This is a genomic window from Brevundimonas sp. SH203, assembly GCF_002157625.1.
Classification (GTDB): Bacteria; Pseudomonadota; Alphaproteobacteria; order Caulobacterales; family Caulobacteraceae; genus Brevundimonas.
On the sequence record NZ_BDMM01000002.1, the window covers coordinates 305,265 to 322,034 of the forward strand.

The following is a 16,770-nucleotide window of genomic DNA, read 5'->3' on the forward strand; positions in this document are numbered from 1 at the left end:
TGTCCGAGACTTCATAGGTTTTCCCTTCCATGAGGAGCCGGGTTCCGCCTCGGCTCAGTGTAAAGAGAAACACCTACGGCAAAGGTTGGGTTCTCAAAAAACGCCTTTGCCGTGCGACGAAATCGCAAGTGCTTGAAGGCGCTTCACTTCCAGATCGGCTTGCCGTCGCCGGGCAGGCCCAGCTTGTCCCATATGTCGGAAACCCGGTCGATGACGGCCTGATCCATGCGGATCTCCTCGCCCCATTCGCGCTTGGTCTCGGGTTCCCACTTGTCGGTGGCGTCCAGGCCGATCTTGGAGCCCAGGCCGCTCTCGGGCGAGGCGAAGTCCAGATAGTCGATGGGCGTGGATTCGATCACCGTGATGTCGCGCGCCGGGTCCATCTTGGTCGAGATGGCCCACATGACGTCCTTCCAGTCGCGGGCGTCGATGTCGTCGTCCACCACGATGACCCATTTGGTGTACATGAACTGGCGCAGATAGCTCCAGACGCCCAGCATCACCCGCTTGGCGTGGCCCGGATAGGCCTTCTTCATCGACACCACGGCGATCCGGTAGCTGCATCCTTCGGGCGGCAGCCAGAAATCGACGATCTCGGGGAACTGCTGGCGCAACAGGGGAATGAAGACCTCGTTCAGCGCCTCGCCCAGCACGCTCGGCTCGTCCGGCGGCCGCCCCGTGAAGGTGGTCAGATAGATGGGGTCGCGGCGCATGGTGATGGCGCTGACCTGGAACACCGGGAACTTCTCGACCGAGTTGTAATAGCCGGTGTGGTCGCCATACGGGCCTTCGTCCTCGAACTCGTCCAGCAGGACATGGCCTTCCAGCACGATCTCGGCCTGGGCCGGGACCATCAGGGGCACGGTTTTGCACGGAACTAATTCGGCCTTGGCGCCCCGCATCAGGCCCGCGAACTGATATTCCGACAGGGTGTCCGGCACTGGCGTCACCGCCGCCAGTATGGTGCCCGGATCGGCGCCCAGCACCACGGCGCAGGGCAGGGGCTCGCGCTTTCCGGCCTTCTTGTGCCGGGCGTAGTGTTGCGCCCCGCCCCGGTGCGCCAGCCAGCGCATGATGGCCTTGTCCTTGCCCAGCACCTGCATCCGATAGATGCCCAGGTTGAAATCGTCCTCGCGGTCGTCCGACGGCCCCTTGGTCACGACCAGGCCCCAGGTGATCAGGGGCGCGGGCTCTCCGGGCCAGCATGACTGGACGGGAAGGGCGGTCAGGTCGATCTTGTCGCCCTTCAGCACCACCTCCTGCACCGGCGCCTTCTTCACGGTCTTGGGCCGCATCGACATGACGGTCTGCGCCAGCGGCAGCATCTCCATCGCATCGCCAAGTCCGCGCGGCGGCGTCGGATTCCTCAGGAAGGCCAGCAGTTCGCCGACCTCGCGCAGTTCCGCCGTCGTGGTGCGCGCCTTGCCTTCCAGCGTCACCCCCATCGCCACCCGCTTCACCGTGCCGAACAGATTGGCCAGGCAGGGAATGGGGCTGATCGACCCGTCCGGCATGACCGGCTTTTCGAACAGCACCGCCGGGCCGCCGTTCCGCAGCAGCCGGGTCTGGATCTCGGTCATCTCCAGCACAGTCGAGACCGGCTCGGACACCCGCACAAGCTCGCCGTCGGCTTCCAGTTGCTGGATGAAGTCACGCAGGGATTTATAGGCCATGAGGCGTGGCTTAGGCGGCTCGCGCCCCGCTGTCACGCCCCGCGCGGCCGCACCCCTGGCGGTCAGGCCCCCGGCTTGTCCCACTGGAACGCCGGGTCGATCCAGTCGCCGATGCGTTCGCCGCGATCCAGGGCGTTCATCCGCTGCATCTCCTCGGCCGACAGTTCGAAGTCGAAGATGTCGAAATTCTCGCGCGCGCGGCTTTCCTTGGAAGTGCGCGGAATGGCGATGATCCGGTTCTGGATCAGCCAGCGCAGCGTCACCTGGCCGTTGGTCTTGCCGTGGGCCTGGCCGATCTGGCTGATCGTGGCGTCATCGGCGATCTTGCCTTGGGCCAGCGGCGACCAGGCGGTGATCGACGACCCCAGTTCGGCCGCCGTGGCGACCAGACGATCGACGCCCAGATAGGGGTGATGCTCGACCTGGTCGGTGATCAGCCGCGCCTTCGACAGGGCCTGCGCCTGACGGAATTCCTTCGACGGGAAGTTGGACACGCCGATCGACCGGGTCAGCCCCTGGTCTTTGGCTTCGTTCAGGGCGCCCAGCGTCTCCTCGAACGAGGGTGTCGCCTTGGGCCAGTGCAGCAGCAGCAGGTCGGGAACCGTTCCCAGGCTGTCCGCCGATTCCTGCGCCTGACGCAGCAGGCCGTCATGGTCGAAATGCTCGACCCAGATCTTGGTGGTCAGGAAGAAGTCGTCGCGCGCCAGCCCCGAATCTCGCAGGCCTTCGCCCACCGCCTTTTCGTTCTTGTAGATCCAGGCCGTGTCGATGTGGCGGTATCCGATCCGCAGCGCCTCGGCGACCATGCGCCGCGCGTCGTCCGCCTCCAGCTGCCAGGTGCCGAACCCCAACAGGGGGATTTCGACGTCGTCGACGGTGATGGTGGGCTGGTCGCCATAGGCCATGGGGCGCTCCTGAGCGTCGGGGGAGGAGGGACGGAATTAGGCGCTCGGCCGGGCCGCCGAAAGACCCGCCTCGAACCATTCCAGGATTTCCTCCCACAGCGGCTCCAGTCCCTTTCTGAACGCCCCCTCGTGACCGATGCGTTTGACGCCATAGTCGCGGGGGGCGCGGCGGCGGATTTCGGCGGGCGCGGCGCGATAGGCGTCCAGCAGCCGCCGTCCGGTGCCCGGCGTGGCGATGGGATCGTCGCTGAAGATCCACGACCGGATCGGCGCCGTCACCCTGTCGAACTGCTGCGGCTCCAGCCGCCCGTCGGCCAGCTCCGTCAGGAAATAGCTCGGCTTCAAGCACCATCGCTTCCACGTCTGGAACACGCCGCGCGGCAGGTCGGTCCCGCGCCACAGCCTGCCGCTGCGGACATAGCCGTGCCGGCGGATGTCGCCGGGGCCCAGAACCAGCCAGAAGAACAGCTCGAACGGGTTGTAGGATCGGTGGTGTCCGCCCCACCAGCCCGTCCCGACCGAGACGAAGGCGTGGCGGTCGACCTCGGCCTGATTGGGCATGAAGCCGACGAAATGGCCGCCGACGCTGTGCCCGACGTGAAAGACCGGCAGGCCGGGCGCCGCCGCCTTCAGCGCCTCCAGCGCGGCGGGCATGTCCAGCCGCCCCCAGTCGGGATAGTCCATCCGCATCGCCGCCAGATCGTCCGGCCGCGACCCGCCGATCCCGCGATAGTCATAGGTCAGGACCACCGCCCCGCGTTCGGCCATCCAGCGCGCGAACCGGCCATAGAATCCGCGCGGAAACCCGGTGCCCGCCGACATCAGCACCGCCATTCGGGGGCTGTCGGGGCGGAACAGCGTCGCCGCCAGCGGCCAGCCGTCGCGGGCCTCGATCATCCAGTCCTCGACTCCGACCGCCATGTCATCCCGTCCGTTGTTATTGTAAACGGACCTTGCCCGATTTCCCTCGCGTCAGGTCAAGCCCGCGTCGACGGCTTTCGTCAGCGCCCTGGGGGCGACCCTGCGCCAGCGTTTCTCCAAGGCCGCCTTCAGCCAGACGGGATCGACCGTGGCGATCCGCGCCAGCACGATGGCGTGGTCGCGATAATGGTCGGTGAAGTGAAAGACGGCGGGGTCCATCTCGATCAACAGGTCGCGTTCGTCCAGATTATCCAGATGGACCACGATGCTGTCGTCCAGGGCGGGCCTCATCCAGGTGAAGAACCTGCCCCTGACCTTGAACGACGGCTCGCCATAGGACACGCCGTCCTCCACGCCCGGAAACGACAGCAGAAGGGCGCGCACCTCCTCGCGGGTCATTGCCGGGGGGCGTCGCCGATGACGATGGTCGCGGCCTTGGCGTTTTCGGCCGTCTGCAGCAGCCGCAGCTGCGCCAGCTCGGGATTGTCCTTCAACAGGCGCGCCGCATTGGCCAGGGCGCGCAGGGCCGCCTGTTCGCCGCGGGCGCGTTCCAGCGCCGCCAGACCGTCCAGCCGCGCCCGCTCGACATCGCTCATCAGCCGGCGAATCTCGGGCGGCAGGGTGACGGCGGCGATCTCGACCCTTTCGACCCGCGCGGCGCCGACCGTCTCGCCCACCCGCGCGCCCAGGGCGTCGGCCGTCTCCGGCGCCTGGGCCAGCAGGGTTTCCAGCGGCGTCTCGGCCGCCAGGCGGATCAGGGCGGACTGGACCGCCAGATCGAGGCGCGGCTCGACCGGCTCGCGCAGCGACAGTTCGGCGTTCTCGATGCGGAACAGGGCCGAGGCGGTCAGGCGCAGCGGCATCCGTTCGACGGACAGGACATCGGCCCGCACCGACCGCACCTGCCGGTCCAGGGTGACGGGCGCCAGCGTCAGCCGACCATGCCCCTTCCACAGCCGATGCACCCCCGGCGCCAGCAGACGGTCGAACGCGCCGTCGATATAAACCGCCGTCCGCTCCCAGCTGTTGACCCGCACGCGCCGGAAACGGCTCAGCAGCACGGCGGCGCCGATCAGGACCGCGAGGGGCGTCAGGATCGGAACATAGATCGCCATCTGGCCCATTCATCGTCTCCTGCGACACAGACGCCCGGCGCCGCGGCGGCAGGGCGGGGGCCCGAAGCCCGCATGGCCCGACCACGGCTCGCCTTTCGGCCGGCGCCGGGCGTCCTTCCTGTGTCAAACACACGAGAGGCGCCCCTTTGCGGCTGACCGCGCCCGTGACCGGGCGTCGCGCCGAGACGACCTCTGACAGGGGCGAAAGCCCCGCCTCACCTTAGCGCCGACCGTCCCTGCGTCCAGCCTTCAATAGGCCAGAGCTATGCCGTCCTTTCGCATCTCGGTCGCCGCCCCATAGGTCCAGCGCCCGTCGGGGTTCATCTGTTTCATCACGTTCTGATAGCCGCCGAACCCGCCGTCCGGTTCGCCCAGCGTCCAGCCCATGGCTCGCAGTTGGGCCTTGGTCGCCTCGGGCACGCCGCTCTCCAGATGCAGCACCCCGGTCCCCTCCTGCGGCTGGCCGGTCGGCTCGGACGAGCCGTAGTGCTGCCAGCGCGGGGCGTCGCCCGCCGCCTGCGGCTCCAGCCCGTAATCGACCATGTTGATGATGATCTGGGCCTGGCCCTGCGGCTGCATGGCGCCGCCCATGACGCCGAACGCCATCCACGGCTCGCCGTCCTTGACCGCGAAACCCGGAATGATGGTCTGGAACGGCCGCTTGCCCGGCGCATAGACGTTCGGGTGGCCGTCGGTCAGGGCGAACAGTTCGCCCCGGTCCTGGAACATGAAGCCCAGCGGCTCCGACCCGTCGTCCGGCGCCAGGCCCGAGCCCATGCCGCGATAGTTGGACTGAATCCAGCTGACCATCATCCCGTCGCTGTCTGCGACGCTGAAATAGGTGGTGTCGCCGTGGTGCGGCGCGTCGCCCGGCATGACGCGGTCCATCACCCGATCCGGCCGGATCAGTTTGGCGCGTTCGGCGGCATAGGCCTTGGAGTTCAGCCACTCGACCGGGGTTTTCGAGAATCGGTCGTCGGCGAACCAGCGCGCCCGGTCCTCGAACGCCAGCCGCTTGGCCTCGGCCTGGACGTGCAGCGAGGCGGCGGACTGGAAGCCCATGGCCTTCAGATCGAACTGTTCGCAGATATTCAGGATCTGGTTGGTCGACAGCCCCTGCGTATTCGGCCCCAGGCCGAAGACGTCCACGCCGCGATAGTTGGTCTGGATGGGCTCGACCCATTCGGTGTGATGGGCGGCCATGTCGGCGCGGGTCATCCAGCCGCCGATCCGCTTGAAATAGGCTTCGATACGGTCGGCGATTGGGCCGTCGTAGAAGGCGTCGCGCCCGCCTTCGGCGATCATCCGCAGCGTCTTGCCGAGATAAGGGTTGGCGAACATCTCGCCCACCTTTGGCGTCGCCCCGCCGGCGGCCCAGATGCGTTTCCTGTTATCGTTCTCCTCGATCGGAATCCGGCCCCGGTCGAAGGCGGCCATGTTGCGTTCCAGATAGTAGGCGATGACCTGGGGCACGGGCGCGCCCTGTTCGCACAGCTCCGCGACCGGCAGCAGCACGTCTTTCCACGGCAGTTTTCCATACCGCTGGTGCGCGCTCCACCAGGCGTCCACCGCGCCCGGCACATTGACCGTCACCGCGCCATAGCGGGGCAGATAGCCGTCCACGGCCCTGGACCGCGCGGTCTCCAGGCTCAGCCCGCGCGGACTGGCCCCCGAGCCGTTCAGGCCGACGACCTTCCTCTGTTTCGGGTCCCACATCAGGCAGTAGGCGTCGCCGCCGATGCCGTTGGCCGTCGGCTCCAGAAAGCCCAGGGCCGCATTTATGGCGATGGCCGCGTCGATGGCCGATCCGCCGCGCCTTAAGGTGTCTATGCCGATCAGGGTGGCGGCCGGATGCGCCGTCGCCGCCGCCCCCTTCGCGCCCCAGACGGTCGAGCGTCCCATGAACTTCGGCCCGCTGATCCGGTCGCCGATGCCGATCCCGGCGTAAGGGTCGGCCGGTCGGGCAGGGGCTTGCGGAACGGGGGCTGGCGGAACGGGGCCGGCGGTCGGCTGCTGCGCCTGGGCCGCGCTCGTCGCCATGACCCCGACGGGCAGGGCGGACAGGAAGGTGCGACGACGCATGGGCGAACTCCTCGAACAACCGATGCGCCATCAAGCGGGCGCGGCGCCGATCCGGCAAGCCCCAATCCGCCCACCCGCCGGACGAAGAAAAAGGCCGCGTCCCTTTCGGAACGCGGCCCTGATCGTTGGGACTGAGCCTGAACTCAGGTGATGTCTTCGTTCAGCAGGCCGACCTTGAAGAAGCCGTTCTCCTGCATCTTGTTCATGACTTCCATGAACTGCTTATACTTCACTTCCGGCTGGGCGCGGACGAACACGCGCTCTTCCTGGCAGGCGCCGCCGCCCAGGGCGGTGCAGACGTCGGTGGGCAGGTTGTCGATCGAGGTTTGCTTGTCCGACAGGAACAGCTGACCGTTTTCCTGGATGGTGATGTACACCGGTTCCTTTTCCTTGGTCGGGTTCACCGGCGGCTGCGCGGGCGGCAGGTCCAGACGGATGGAGACGGTCGCCATCGGCGCGGCGACCATGAAGATGATCATCAGCACCAGCAGAATGTCGATGAACGGCGTGATGTTGATATCCGCCGTCTGTTCGATCGTGTGCTTGTCCCCGCCGGAACCGCCGATCTTCGCAGCCATGCATCGTCTCCGTTACTCGCCGGCTGCAATCCGCGCCGGCATTTCCCTATGGATCGCCCGAAAGCTTGTTCGGTTCTTGGCGTCCCGCTGCGCGCTTGTAAAGCGGTTCTAAACGATCCGTCGTTCCCGAACGTCAATTATACGCGACAGTCCCCCGCCGCCGCCGGCCTCAGGCCTTCGCCAGCTTCAGAAAACGGTCCATCAGGGCAGGATCGTTCTTGAAGGCGCCGGTGAAGCGGGTCGTGATGGTCGAAACGTGCCGGTGATGCACCCCGCGCGTGGTCATGCACTGGTGTTCGGCGTCCAGCATCACCGCGACCCCGCGCGGCTGCAGGTGTGATTCGATGGCCTCGATGATGTCGTTGGTCAGGGTTTCCTGATTCTGCAGGCGCCGCGCATAGATCTCGACCACCCGCGCCAGCTTGGAGATCCCCACCACCTTCTCGCCGGGCAGATAGGCGACATAGGCCTTGCCCAGGAAGGGGGCCATGTGATGCTCGCAGTGGCTCTCCACCTCGATGTCGCGCAGGATGACCATGTCGTCGTATCCCGTCACGTCCTCGAACGTCCGGCTCAGCTCCTTGGCCGCATCGGCGTCATAGCCGTCGAACCATTCGGCATAGGCGTCCACCACCCGCTTGGGCGTATCCACCAGGCCCGGCCGTTCGGGATTGTCCCCGGCCCAGGCGATCAGGGTCCGCACCGCCTCCAGCGCCTGCTCGCGCGACGGACGCTGCACGGTGTCCGCGACGAGGACGGGCTTGGCGGGGATGACGCTCATGAACTCGATTTTCCGGCCGGGGCGGGCGGGGTCGCCCGGTTTACCTTCTACAATCCATCGGGACTGTATATCAGGCCGCTATATGGGACAGACCCTCCGTCCCGCAAGAAAACCCGCTGAAGACTTATTCAATGCCGCTGCACATCCACGACACCCTGCGCCGTGAAAAGCGCCTGTTCGAACCCCGGAACAAGGATCGTGTGACCCTCTATGTCTGCGGCCCGACCGTCTATGACTATGCACATATCGGCAATGCGCGTCCGCCGGTGGTGTTCGACGTGCTGGTGCGGCTGCTGCGCCGGACCTATGGCGCCGACCATGTGATCTACGCCAGGAACGTCACCGACGTTGACGACAAGATCAATCAGAAGGCCGCGCGCGAGGGCGTGCCGATCGGCGAGATCACCGTCCGCTACGAGGCCGCCTATCTGGCCGACATGGGCCTGCTGAACGTGTCGCCCCCCGACATGGCGCCCCACGTCACCGACCATATCCCCGCCATCGTCGCCCAGATCCAGTCCATCGTCGACGCGGGCTGCGCCTATGCCGCCGAGGGGCATGTCCTGTTCGACGTCTCGTCCTACAAGGCCTACGGCGCCCTGTCGGGGCGGAACCTGGACGACATGATCGCCGGCGCCCGCGTCGAGGTCGCCCCCTACAAGAAGAACCCCCACGACTTCGTCCTGTGGAAGCCGTCCAAGGCGGACGATCCGTCCTGGCCCTCGCCGTGGGGCGAGGGACGTCCCGGCTGGCACATCGAATGCTCGGCCATGATCGAGCAGAACCTGGGCCTGCCCATCGACATCCACGGCGGCGGCATCGACCTGGTCTTCCCTCATCATGAGAACGAGATCGCCCAAGGGGTCTGCGCCCACGGCCATGCCCACGGCGACCACGCCCACGACGAATACGCCCGCTACTGGATGCACAACGGCTTCCTGACCGTGGACGCGGAAAAGATGTCCAAGTCGGTCGGCAACGTCCTGCTGCTGCACGACCTGGTCCAGGCCATGCCGGGCGAGGTCGTCCGCTGGGCGCTGTTGAGCGCCCACTATCGCCAGCCGTTGGACTGGAACCAGGGCCTGCTGGATCAGAGCCGCAAGAACCTGGACCGCCTGTACGGCGTCCTGCGCGACGCCGACGCGGCCCTGGCCGACTTCGACATGGCCACGCTGGACGAGGCCGAGATGGAGCTGGCCGAGAACGCCCTGGGTCCGGTGCTGGACGCGCTTGAGGACGACCTCAATACCCCGGGCGCCATCGCCCAGCTGTTTGGTCTCGCAAACGCCCTGCGCGACCTTCTGAACGACGCCGAGGCCGACATCAACGACGTCGCCATGGCCCGCTGGAGCCTGGCCGAAGCCGCCGGCCTGCTGGGCGTCCTGGCCCTGACGCCGGACGTGTGGTTCGAGGGCGGCGATCCCGCCCTGAAGGCCGAGGTCGAGGCCCTGCTGGACCAACGCGCCGCCGCCCGCGCCGCCAAGGACTGGCCCGAGGCCGACCGCATCCGCGACCGCCTGAACGCCCTGAACGTCATCGTCATGGACGGCCCCGACGGCCCGACGTGGCGCGTGAAGGGCTGAATACATCGTCTCCTCCCCACATGGTGGGGAGGGGGACCGCGAAGCGGTGGAGGGGCTCTTGAAGCCCCACAGGCGTCTGCGATGCGGCTGAGAACCCCTCCGGCTCTCCGCTCCGCTCCGAGCCACCTCGCCATGAAATGGGGAGGAGACGGACGCCCCCACCACTACATTTCGTCATCCTCGGCCTTGTGCCGAGGATCCATACGCTCGGTGCTTCCAGATCAGGGCGCGGCGGCGACTGCCGGGATTATGGATCCTCGGCACAAGGCCGAGGATGACGACCGTGGGCGGCGGTCGGCCCCAGCCATCACAATGCGGCTGGTGCATTCCCAACAAATCCAACCGCTTGCCGAATTATGTCCCCCATCTCCCATCCCCCCTTCCAAACGCGCGTACTCTAACCGCGTCTCGTCGCATGGAGGGCTCGCCTGGCCTGCGACCTTGCGGCGGCGAGAGCGGAGGGAACGGGAGCGGTGGTGAAACTCCATCGCGCCGGCGGCGACTCATGGAGCGCCGTCGGAGGGTCGAGGGGGATACTCGGCCGCACTCGGGACGGGGTTTCGCAGACCCCGCCGACCCGTCGCAGGCTTATGGGGTTAGGCGATAAGACCGCCACCGCTCGACGCCCCGAGCTTGCAGGTCAACCAGCCGCGCGGAGCGTCAAACCCTTCGTCGAAACGGTAACTCTAAAACCAAACTCCGGGCGAAGGCCCGGCGCTCCGCCCAGCCCTCCATCAACTCCGCCCCAACGGCAGGAGCGTCGAATCTTGCCCGGAATGAAGCCCTTACCCCGCCCGGCGGATCAGCTCGTCCGCCAGCGCCGGCGTCAGATAGCCGTCGGCGATCCGGCCCGTGGCGATCTGCCAGCGGCGCAGGGCCGCGCGGGTGTTCGATCCGATCACCCCATCCACCCCCTGGGTGTCATAGCCCAGCTTGGTCAGCGCCCGTTGCGCCCCGATCCGCTGGTCGCGCGACATCGACGGGTCGTTGGGCCAGGCCTTGGTCAGGGGCGGCTTGCCCATGATCCCGTCCGCCGTCAGGCCGATCGCCAGCGCATAGCTGACCGAGTTGTTGTAGCGGCGGATGACGTAGTGGTTCGGCAGGGCCAGGAAAGCGGGGCCGTTCGCCCCCTGCGGCAACAGGATGGTCGCCTCTTCCAGCGCCTCGGCGCCGTTCGGCGTCCCGCCCTGCGCCAGACGCACGCCCCTGGCCGCCCAATAGGCCCAATTGTGCTTCGGCCCCTCCGCCTCGGCGTAGTCGAAGCCGGAGGGCAGGACGACCTCGTATCCCCAGCCCTGGCCGCGCTTCCATCCGGCCTGGGCCAAGAGATTGGCGGCCGAGGCCAGGGCGTCGGCGTCGTCGCCCCAGATGTCCACCTTGCCGTCGCCGTCCTGATCCACGCCCAGGCGCAGATAGTTGTCGGGCATGAACTGGGTCTGGCCCATGGCCCCGGCCCAGCTGCCCTTCAGGCCCGCCCGGTCGCGCCGGCCGTCCACGACGATGTCCAGCGCATCCTTCAACTGTCCCTCGGCCCAGTCGCGGCGGCGCCCGTCATAGGCCAGGGTCGCCAGCGAACGGATCACGTCGTAATCGCCCTGCACCTGACCGAAGGCGCTTTCCTGGGCCCAGACGCCGACCAGGATTTCGCTGGGCACGCCGAACCGCTGGACCACCGACCACGGCACGCGGTCGATTCGCTGCTTGGCCTGGGCGATCCGCACCGAGGTCACGGCGTTCTGGACATAGGCCCCGGCGGGCTTGGAGAACTCGGGCTGGTTCCGGTCCAGCCGCACCACGGTCGGATCGGGCGTCAGACCCTCCAGCTCACGGGCGTATTCGGCGCGGCGGGCGCCGCCCTTGCGCGCCAGGAACCCCTGTTTCCAGCCCTCGAATCCCTGCTGGTCATAGGCGGCCAGCGGCGGCGTCTGGGGCGTGGGGGCGGGCGTCGCGACCGATGCGCCCGGTTGCGGCTGGGGCTGCGGCGTCGGCAGGGCGACGTGCGGCTCGGGCAGCATGGGCGCGCAGGCGGAGACGCAGCCGATCAGAAGAAGGCGGTAGGAAAAGCGCATGAGATTCAAACTAGGGCCCCCGGGGTCAGCCGTGAAATGACATCCGCGCGAATGCCGGTTCACGGCCTCATAAAGCGCCTTTGAGGCGAAAGCGTTGCCTTGTCGTTCGCCTGTCGGCGTCATTAACCGTGTTTTTCGTCGACGCCTTAACGCCTGCGGCGTATCACCGCACCGTCCTCTGACGGCCTGATGGCGGAGTGGCGACGCAACGGGCGTGCAACCCCGTAAACCCTCCGTTCGACTCGGAGGTCAGGCCTCCATCTCTTTTTGAGGGTGCTATCGCCCTTCGGGCTACTTGAGCACGGATTCGAGCGTGCTATCGCCCTTCGGGTTGCTTGAGCACATTGCTGGAATGGGGCGTCTGAGCAGGCGGGGCCTGGGTTCTGCGGGGTTTCGGCCATTGGCGGGTTGACCTTGGCGAACCGTCTCTCTATACGACCGCCTCCGCCGCGATCCGACCGGGTCAGCGGCTTTCTTATTGGTTTCTCTCAGGACGTCCGACCATGAAGGTCCGTAGCTCGCTCAAGTCCCTGAAGACCCGCCACCGCGACTGCAAGGTCGTGCGTCGCAAGGGCGTCGTCTTCGTCATCAACAAGACCGACCCGCGCTTCAAGGCGAAGCAAGGCTAAGCTGGTTCGTTTGCGCGCCGCTTTGGCGGCGTGAGCGCACGGCGTCTTGCTGACGATCCACAGGCTGCGGATTTTGTCCGCGGCCTTTTTCGTGTTCGCGGTTGTCGCGCGCCGACCGGCATGGTTAGCGTCCGCGCCTGATTTCTGGAGTATTCCCCATGGCTGACGACGCCTCGTTCGACGGTGGTTCCGACGTTCTCACCGCCACGGCCCAGGGCCGCCTGCGCACCATCATCGAGCGTCTGGAGCGCCTCGAAGAGGACAAACAGGCCGTCATGACCGACATGAAGGAGGTCTTCGCCGAGGCCAAGGGCGAGGGCTACGACGTCAAGATCCTGCGCAAGGTCATCCGCATCCGCAAACAGGACAAGGCCAAGCGCCAGGAAGAGGACGCCATCCTGGACCTCTATATGTCGGCCCTGGGCGAGATCTGAGGCTGACCCGGCTTGAAGCGAAAACCGCCGCCAAGCCCTTTTGAAGCCCAACGCAAGGCCGCCCAGCGCGCGGCCCTGAACGCCCTGAAACGCGCCCGCCGCTCGGCAGAGCAGGCGGGCGTTTCTCTGTCCGAATGGGAGGGCGAGTTCCTCGATTCGGTCGGCGAGCGCGTAAAGACCCACGGCCGCGCCTTCGCCGACCCCGAAAAAGGCGCGCCGGGCCAGGCCCTCTCCGCCATGCAGGGCCGCAAACTGAAAGAAATCACCGCCAAGGCCAAGGGCGAAGAGCCGAAACGCCGCTGGGGGCGCAAGCCGCCGAATCCATAACCGTCGTCATCCTCGGGCTTGACCCGAGGATCGAGGGTATCCATCAACTCTGCATTGATGGACGGGCGACGCCCCCTCATCGCCACCTCTATCCTGGCCAGCAGGAAGCTCGAACTCATCGAACGAGTGAGGCCGAAGTGGGCGGAATTTGTATCCCATTTGTGCGGCTGGGCGCCCGATCCTCGGGTCAAGCCCGAAGATGACGGAGAGGGAAGTGTGGCGGCCTTACTGAAGCGGTTGGAAACGGACGGGTAGCCCTCACCCCGCCTCTTTCAGCTGACCTTCCAGCCCCTGTTCGCGGACCTTGCGATACAGGGTCGAGCGGCCGATGCCGAGGCGGCGGGCGATCTCGCTCATGTGACCGGCATAGACCTCGATGGCGTGCTGGATCAGGTCGCGTTCGATCTCTTCCAGCGTCCGCAGATGGCCGCGCTCGTCCAGAATGCGGATCGGCTGCTCGCCGCCGGCGGCCTCGGTCTGGGCGTTGGCCAGCGTCGCGGCGTGAAGCGGGCGGGCGTCCGGCATCGGGGCGGCGACGCCCGATATGGCCGGGAAATCGTGCGGTTGCAGGAAGGGGGCGTCGGCCAGGACGATGGCGCGGAACACCGCATTCTCCAGCTGGCGCACATTGCCGGGCCAGTCGAACCCTTGCAGCAGGGCCAGGGTCTCGGGCGCGCAGCCGGCGATCCGCTTGCCTTCCTCGGCGTTGAAGCGGGCGATGAAATGATCGACCAGGGCCGCAATGTCCTCGCGGCGGTCGCGCAGCGACGGGGCCTCGATGGGGAAGACATTCAGGCGATAGAACAGGTCCTCGCGGAAGGCGCCGTCCCTGACCTGCTGGGCCGGGTCGCGATTGGTCGCCGAGACGATACGGACGTCGATCTTGACCGGCCGCTTGCCGCCGACCGGATCGATCTCGCCTTCCTGCAGGGCGCGCAGCAGCTTGACCTGCATGTCCAGCGGCAGTTCGCCGATCTCGTCCAGGAACAGGGTGCCGCCGTCCGCCTCGCGGAACTTGCCCAGCGTCTTGTCGACCGCCCCGGTGAAGGCGCCCTTCTCGTGCCCGAACAGGATCGATTCGATCAGATTGGCGGGCAGGGCGCCGCAGTTGACGGCCACGAACGGCTTGCCCGCCCGGTCGCTGGCGCCGTGCAGGGCGCGGGCGATGACCTCCTTGCCGACGCCGCTCTCGCCGGTGATCAGCACGGGGATCGAGGATTTGGCGGCGCGGGCGCCCAGCGCCTTGACCATCCGCATGGCCGGGCTGTCGCCGACGATGTCGTCGAAACTGGCGCGGCCCTGGGCGCGCTTGGTCAGGCGCCCGACCTCGGCCGTCAGCCGTTTCATCTGAAGCGCGTTTCGCACCCCGATCAGCAGCCGTTCCGGCCCCACCGGCTTGACGAAGAAGTCCTGGGCTCCGGCCTGCATGGCCTTGACCACCATGTCGATGCCGCCGTTGGCGGTCAGCACGATCACCGGCTCGGCGACGCCGGCGCTGCGCAGTTCGGCCAGGCATTCCAGGCCCGACATCTCGGGCATCACCATGTCCAGCAGGACCAGGTCGGCCCCGCCGCCGTTGGTCATCCGGTCGATGGCCTCGCCGCCGCCCGTCGCATGGACCACGGCGTATCCGTCGCGTTCCAGCACGGCCTGGATCAGCCGGCGCTGGGTCGGATCGTCGTCGACGACCAGAATGGTCTTGGCCATGAAAGCCCCTCTTCCGTCGGCCGCCGCCGTCCGCGACTGACCCGTTTCGGGACGATTTCTAGGGTCGCGAGGTGAAAAACGGGTGAGGGGGCGTGGTGAGCGGGGCGTTAACCGTCAGTTCGACGCCCCGCACCGGACCTCGGGCGTCGCCTGCAGCGTCCGGCCGCCCACGGTCAGGTCCGGCAGGGTCGCCGGCGTCGGCGTCGCTCCCTCCGTCAGGCCGGCCTTCAGGTCTTCGCCGGCCCCGCAGGCGTCCTGATAGCGGGCGATCATCCGCCAGTCCCCGGCGGGCTCCTGAACGAAGGCCAGGATCGCCTGGCCCGCAGCGAGCAGCAGATGCGGTCGGCCGTCCGCGAACGGCAAGGTCCGCACCACGCAGGGGCTCTCGGCGATGCAGGCGTAAAGCTGATCGACGTGGCGGTCCAACTGCCGGGTGAAGCTGGCGGGAACGGTCTGGCCCGGCGCGGCGCGAAGACGAACGGCGGCGGCGCGATCGCGAAGCGCCTTCGGCGTATCGCCCGAACGATAGTCGCGGGCCTTGGCGGCGCGGGCCAGCCGGGCGACCTCGGCGTCGGTCGAGCGCGTCAGTTTCTCCAGCGCGGCGACGCCGACCTTGCCGCTCTCGAACCGCAGGAAATCATAGTCGAAATCGCCGACGGGGACCGCGCCCCGCTCCAGCCGGGCGACCTGATCCTTCACCGACATCCGCGCCGGATCGGCCAGCGGGCTGAACAGGGCCAGGATGACCAGCACCGACAGGACGGCGGAGAGGACATTGGTCCGCTCCAGCGGCCTCATCCACCCGCCCGGTCTGACCGCCGCCAGCAGATAGCCCGCCCCATAGACGGTTCCGACCAGGGTGCAGGCGGCGGCGATGATGCGATCCGGCGTCAGGCCGTGCTGGCCGATCCGCAGCGCCAGCCCCCAGACGGCCAGAACGATCAGCGGGGCGATCAGCACCGAGGCGACGCGGACGCCGTATCTCAGCACCCGAGGCGGCAGATTGTCGGCGCGTCCATCCTGATAGGCGGTGTTGATCAGCACGATCAGGGCGGCGGCGGCCGACAGGACCAGGGCCGTGGCGCTGCGCGTCTCCCACAGGCCGTCCAGTCCGGTGAAGGGCAGGGCGGCCAGGAAGCCGGCGACCAGAACCGTCATGACCAGCAACAGCCACGACAGCAGCATCAGGGCCACGGTTCGCACGCCCCGGATCAGGCCGTCGCGCACGTCGGTCAACTGAACCGCCGTGGCGAAGGTCAGGGCCGTCACCGGAATGGCGAACCAGGCTTCGCCGAGCAGCTCCCGCAGGAAGGTCAGGCCGATCATGCCGAACAGGGCCGCGCCCAGATGCAGCAGAATCCAGAAGGCGGCGGTGAAGCCCAGCGACAGCACAAGCTGCACCCCGGCCTTCCAGGTCAGGTCGAAATATTCGGGATAGTCGACGATCCATCGCCGTTCGCGGATCGTCGGCACGATCAGATGATGGGCGATGAACAGGGCGGCCGCGCCGAACGCCAGGACCGAGAAGCTGAGAAAGGGCGGCTGACGCGAGGGCTCCAGCGCCTGACGCGCCACGTCGTGCGCGCCCAGCAGCGCCAGGACGGCGGCGGCGACTATCGTCCACAGGATCACGGCCGCCGGCTTGATCCGTCCCGCCGCAGCCAGCACCGTCACTGGACCATAGCCCGCCGCCAGGGCCAGGGCGCCGAACAGCGCCGGCTGGGTCGCGGGCCAGGTCCGGCCGTCCGCCGCCAGATACAGCAGGTAGAGCGCCAGACCCTGAACGAGGCCGGTTGCCAGCCGAATCGCGAACAGGCCCGACGCCCCGCCCAGGCCCGTTCGGCCGGTGTCCTGATGCAGCGTTTCGGTCATGTGTCGGCCTCCGAAACGCAGGATTGCACGAGCGACATCGCCAAGAAAGCGCGACGGAAGGTTGCGGCCGTCCCCCGACATCCCCAGAACAGGG

Annotated in this window: 15 protein-coding genes and 1 tRNA gene; 5 read left to right on the forward strand and 11 right to left on the reverse strand. The window is 67.4% G+C overall.

Annotated features, from left to right (window positions below):
• Positions 1-143: 143 nt before the first annotated feature.
• The 8 genes from SH203_RS05425 to folE all read right to left on the reverse strand — a co-directional run bounded on the left by SH203_RS05425 (position 144) and on the right by folE (position 8,055).
• A complete protein-coding gene (locus SH203_RS05425; RefSeq protein WP_087119839.1) occupies positions 144-1,673 on the reverse strand; it encodes a UbiD family decarboxylase in 1,530 nt (509 codons plus the stop codon).
• A 62-nt stretch (positions 1,674-1,735) separates the two neighbouring features.
• On the reverse strand, positions 1,736-2,578 hold the full coding sequence (locus SH203_RS05430) for an aldo/keto reductase (RefSeq protein ID WP_087119840.1): 843 nt from the start codon (positions 2,576-2,578) through the stop codon (positions 1,736-1,738).
• Positions 2,579-2,614: 36 nt separating this feature from the next.
• Positions 2,615-3,499, reverse strand: coding sequence for a serine aminopeptidase domain-containing protein (locus SH203_RS05435; RefSeq protein WP_087119841.1), 885 nt, complete (start codon positions 3,497-3,499; stop codon positions 2,615-2,617).
• A gap of 51 nt (positions 3,500-3,550) precedes the next feature.
• Positions 3,551-3,898 (reverse strand): MmcQ/YjbR family DNA-binding protein, encoded by a 348-nt coding sequence (locus SH203_RS05440; RefSeq protein ID WP_087119842.1) that lies wholly within the window; start codon positions 3,896-3,898, stop codon positions 3,551-3,553.
• Positions 3,895-4,623, reverse strand: coding sequence for an SPFH domain-containing protein (locus tag SH203_RS05445; protein WP_087119843.1), 729 nt, complete (start codon positions 4,621-4,623; stop codon positions 3,895-3,897). Before SH203_RS05445 ends, SH203_RS05440 begins: the two co-directional genes overlap by 4 nt.
• 240 nt (positions 4,624-4,863) lie before the next feature.
• Positions 4,864-6,696, reverse strand: a complete 1,833-nt coding sequence (locus SH203_RS05450) for a gamma-glutamyltransferase family protein (protein ID WP_087119844.1) — start codon at positions 6,694-6,696, stop codon at positions 4,864-4,866.
• A gap of 143 nt (positions 6,697-6,839) precedes the next feature.
• Entirely contained in the window at positions 6,840-7,274 is a 435-nt protein-coding gene (locus tag SH203_RS05455) for a biopolymer transporter ExbD (RefSeq protein WP_087119845.1), read from the reverse strand.
• Positions 7,275-7,443: 169 nt separating this feature from the next.
• Entirely contained in the window at positions 7,444-8,055 is a 612-nt protein-coding gene (gene folE / locus SH203_RS05460; RefSeq protein WP_087119846.1) for a GTP cyclohydrolase I FolE, read from the reverse strand.
• A gap of 131 nt (positions 8,056-8,186) precedes the next feature.
• Here folE and cysS point away from each other — a divergent pair, with 131 nt between their 5' ends.
• The gene (gene cysS, locus SH203_RS05465; protein WP_087119847.1) at positions 8,187-9,638 is read left to right on the forward strand and encodes a cysteine--tRNA ligase; all 1,452 of its coding nucleotides are present in this window, start codon (positions 8,187-8,189) and stop codon (positions 9,636-9,638) included.
• A 785-nt stretch (positions 9,639-10,423) separates the two neighbouring features.
• Here cysS and SH203_RS05470 read toward each other — a convergent pair.
• Positions 10,424-11,707, reverse strand: coding sequence for a lytic murein transglycosylase (locus SH203_RS05470; RefSeq protein WP_087119848.1), 1,284 nt, complete (start codon positions 11,705-11,707; stop codon positions 10,424-10,426).
• Positions 11,708-11,890: 183 nt separating this feature from the next.
• Between SH203_RS05470 and SH203_RS15485 the strand changes: the two genes are divergently transcribed.
• From SH203_RS15485 to SH203_RS05485, 4 genes are all read left to right on the forward strand, one after another.
• A tRNA-Ala gene (locus SH203_RS15485) sits at positions 11,891-11,967 on the forward strand.
• 243 nt (positions 11,968-12,210) lie between these two features.
• Positions 12,211-12,336 (forward strand): type B 50S ribosomal protein L36, encoded by a 126-nt coding sequence (ykgO, locus tag SH203_RS05475; protein ID WP_008263184.1) that lies wholly within the window; start codon positions 12,211-12,213, stop codon positions 12,334-12,336.
• Positions 12,337-12,494: 158 nt separating this feature from the next.
• Positions 12,495-12,770 (forward strand): DUF2312 domain-containing protein, encoded by a 276-nt coding sequence (locus tag SH203_RS05480; protein ID WP_087119849.1) that lies wholly within the window; start codon positions 12,495-12,497, stop codon positions 12,768-12,770.
• Between the two features lie 12 nt (positions 12,771-12,782).
• Positions 12,783-13,097 (forward strand): hypothetical protein, encoded by a 315-nt coding sequence (locus SH203_RS05485; protein ID WP_087119850.1) that lies wholly within the window; start codon positions 12,783-12,785, stop codon positions 13,095-13,097.
• Positions 13,098-13,355: 258 nt separating this feature from the next.
• Here SH203_RS05485 and SH203_RS05495 read toward each other — a convergent pair whose 3' ends face one another.
• Both SH203_RS05495 and SH203_RS05500 read right to left on the reverse strand, forming a co-directional pair.
• Positions 13,356-14,804, reverse strand: coding sequence for a sigma-54 dependent transcriptional regulator (locus SH203_RS05495; protein WP_087119851.1), 1,449 nt, complete (start codon positions 14,802-14,804; stop codon positions 13,356-13,358).
• Positions 14,805-14,918: 114 nt separating this feature from the next.
• Positions 14,919-16,676, reverse strand: a complete 1,758-nt coding sequence (locus SH203_RS05500; RefSeq protein ID WP_087119852.1) for a DUF4153 domain-containing protein — start codon at positions 16,674-16,676, stop codon at positions 14,919-14,921.
• Positions 16,677-16,770 lie beyond the last annotated feature (94 nt).

What these genes read in the sequence shown, in the direction of transcription:
- SH203_RS05435 (WP_087119841.1), bottom strand. Translation starts at nt 3,499, where the DNA reads ATGGCGGTCGGAGTCGAGGACTGGATGATCGAGGCCCGCGACGGCTGG.
- SH203_RS05430 (WP_087119840.1), bottom strand. Translation starts at nt 2,578, where the DNA reads ATGGCCTATGGCGACCAGCCCACCATCACCGTCGACGACGTCGAAATC.
- SH203_RS05455 (WP_087119845.1), bottom strand. Translation starts at nt 7,274, where the DNA reads ATGGCTGCGAAGATCGGCGGTTCCGGCGGGGACAAGCACACGATCGAA.
- SH203_RS05495 (WP_087119851.1), bottom strand. Translation starts at nt 14,804, where the DNA reads ATGGCCAAGACCATTCTGGTCGTCGACGACGATCCGACCCAGCGCCGG.
- SH203_RS05440 (WP_087119842.1), bottom strand. Translation starts at nt 3,898, where the DNA reads ATGACCCGCGAGGAGGTGCGCGCCCTTCTGCTGTCGTTTCCGGGCGTG.
- SH203_RS05445 (WP_087119843.1), bottom strand. Translation starts at nt 4,623, where the DNA reads ATGGGCCAGATGGCGATCTATGTTCCGATCCTGACGCCCCTCGCGGTC.
- SH203_RS05500 (WP_087119852.1), bottom strand. Translation starts at nt 16,676, where the DNA reads ATGACCGAAACGCTGCATCAGGACACCGGCCGAACGGGCCTGGGCGGG.
- folE (WP_087119846.1), bottom strand. Translation starts at nt 8,055, where the DNA reads ATGAGCGTCATCCCCGCCAAGCCCGTCCTCGTCGCGGACACCGTGCAG.
- SH203_RS05450 (WP_087119844.1), bottom strand. Translation starts at nt 6,696, where the DNA reads ATGCGTCGTCGCACCTTCCTGTCCGCCCTGCCCGTCGGGGTCATGGCG.
- ykgO (WP_008263184.1), top strand. Translation starts at nt 12,211, where the DNA reads ATGAAGGTCCGTAGCTCGCTCAAGTCCCTGAAGACCCGCCACCGCGAC.
- SH203_RS05470 (WP_087119848.1), bottom strand. Translation starts at nt 11,707, where the DNA reads ATGCGCTTTTCCTACCGCCTTCTTCTGATCGGCTGCGTCTCCGCCTGC.
- cysS (WP_087119847.1), top strand. Translation starts at nt 8,187, where the DNA reads ATGCCGCTGCACATCCACGACACCCTGCGCCGTGAAAAGCGCCTGTTC.
- SH203_RS05480 (WP_087119849.1), top strand. Translation starts at nt 12,495, where the DNA reads ATGGCTGACGACGCCTCGTTCGACGGTGGTTCCGACGTTCTCACCGCC.
- SH203_RS05425 (WP_087119839.1), bottom strand. Translation starts at nt 1,673, where the DNA reads ATGGCCTATAAATCCCTGCGTGACTTCATCCAGCAACTGGAAGCCGAC.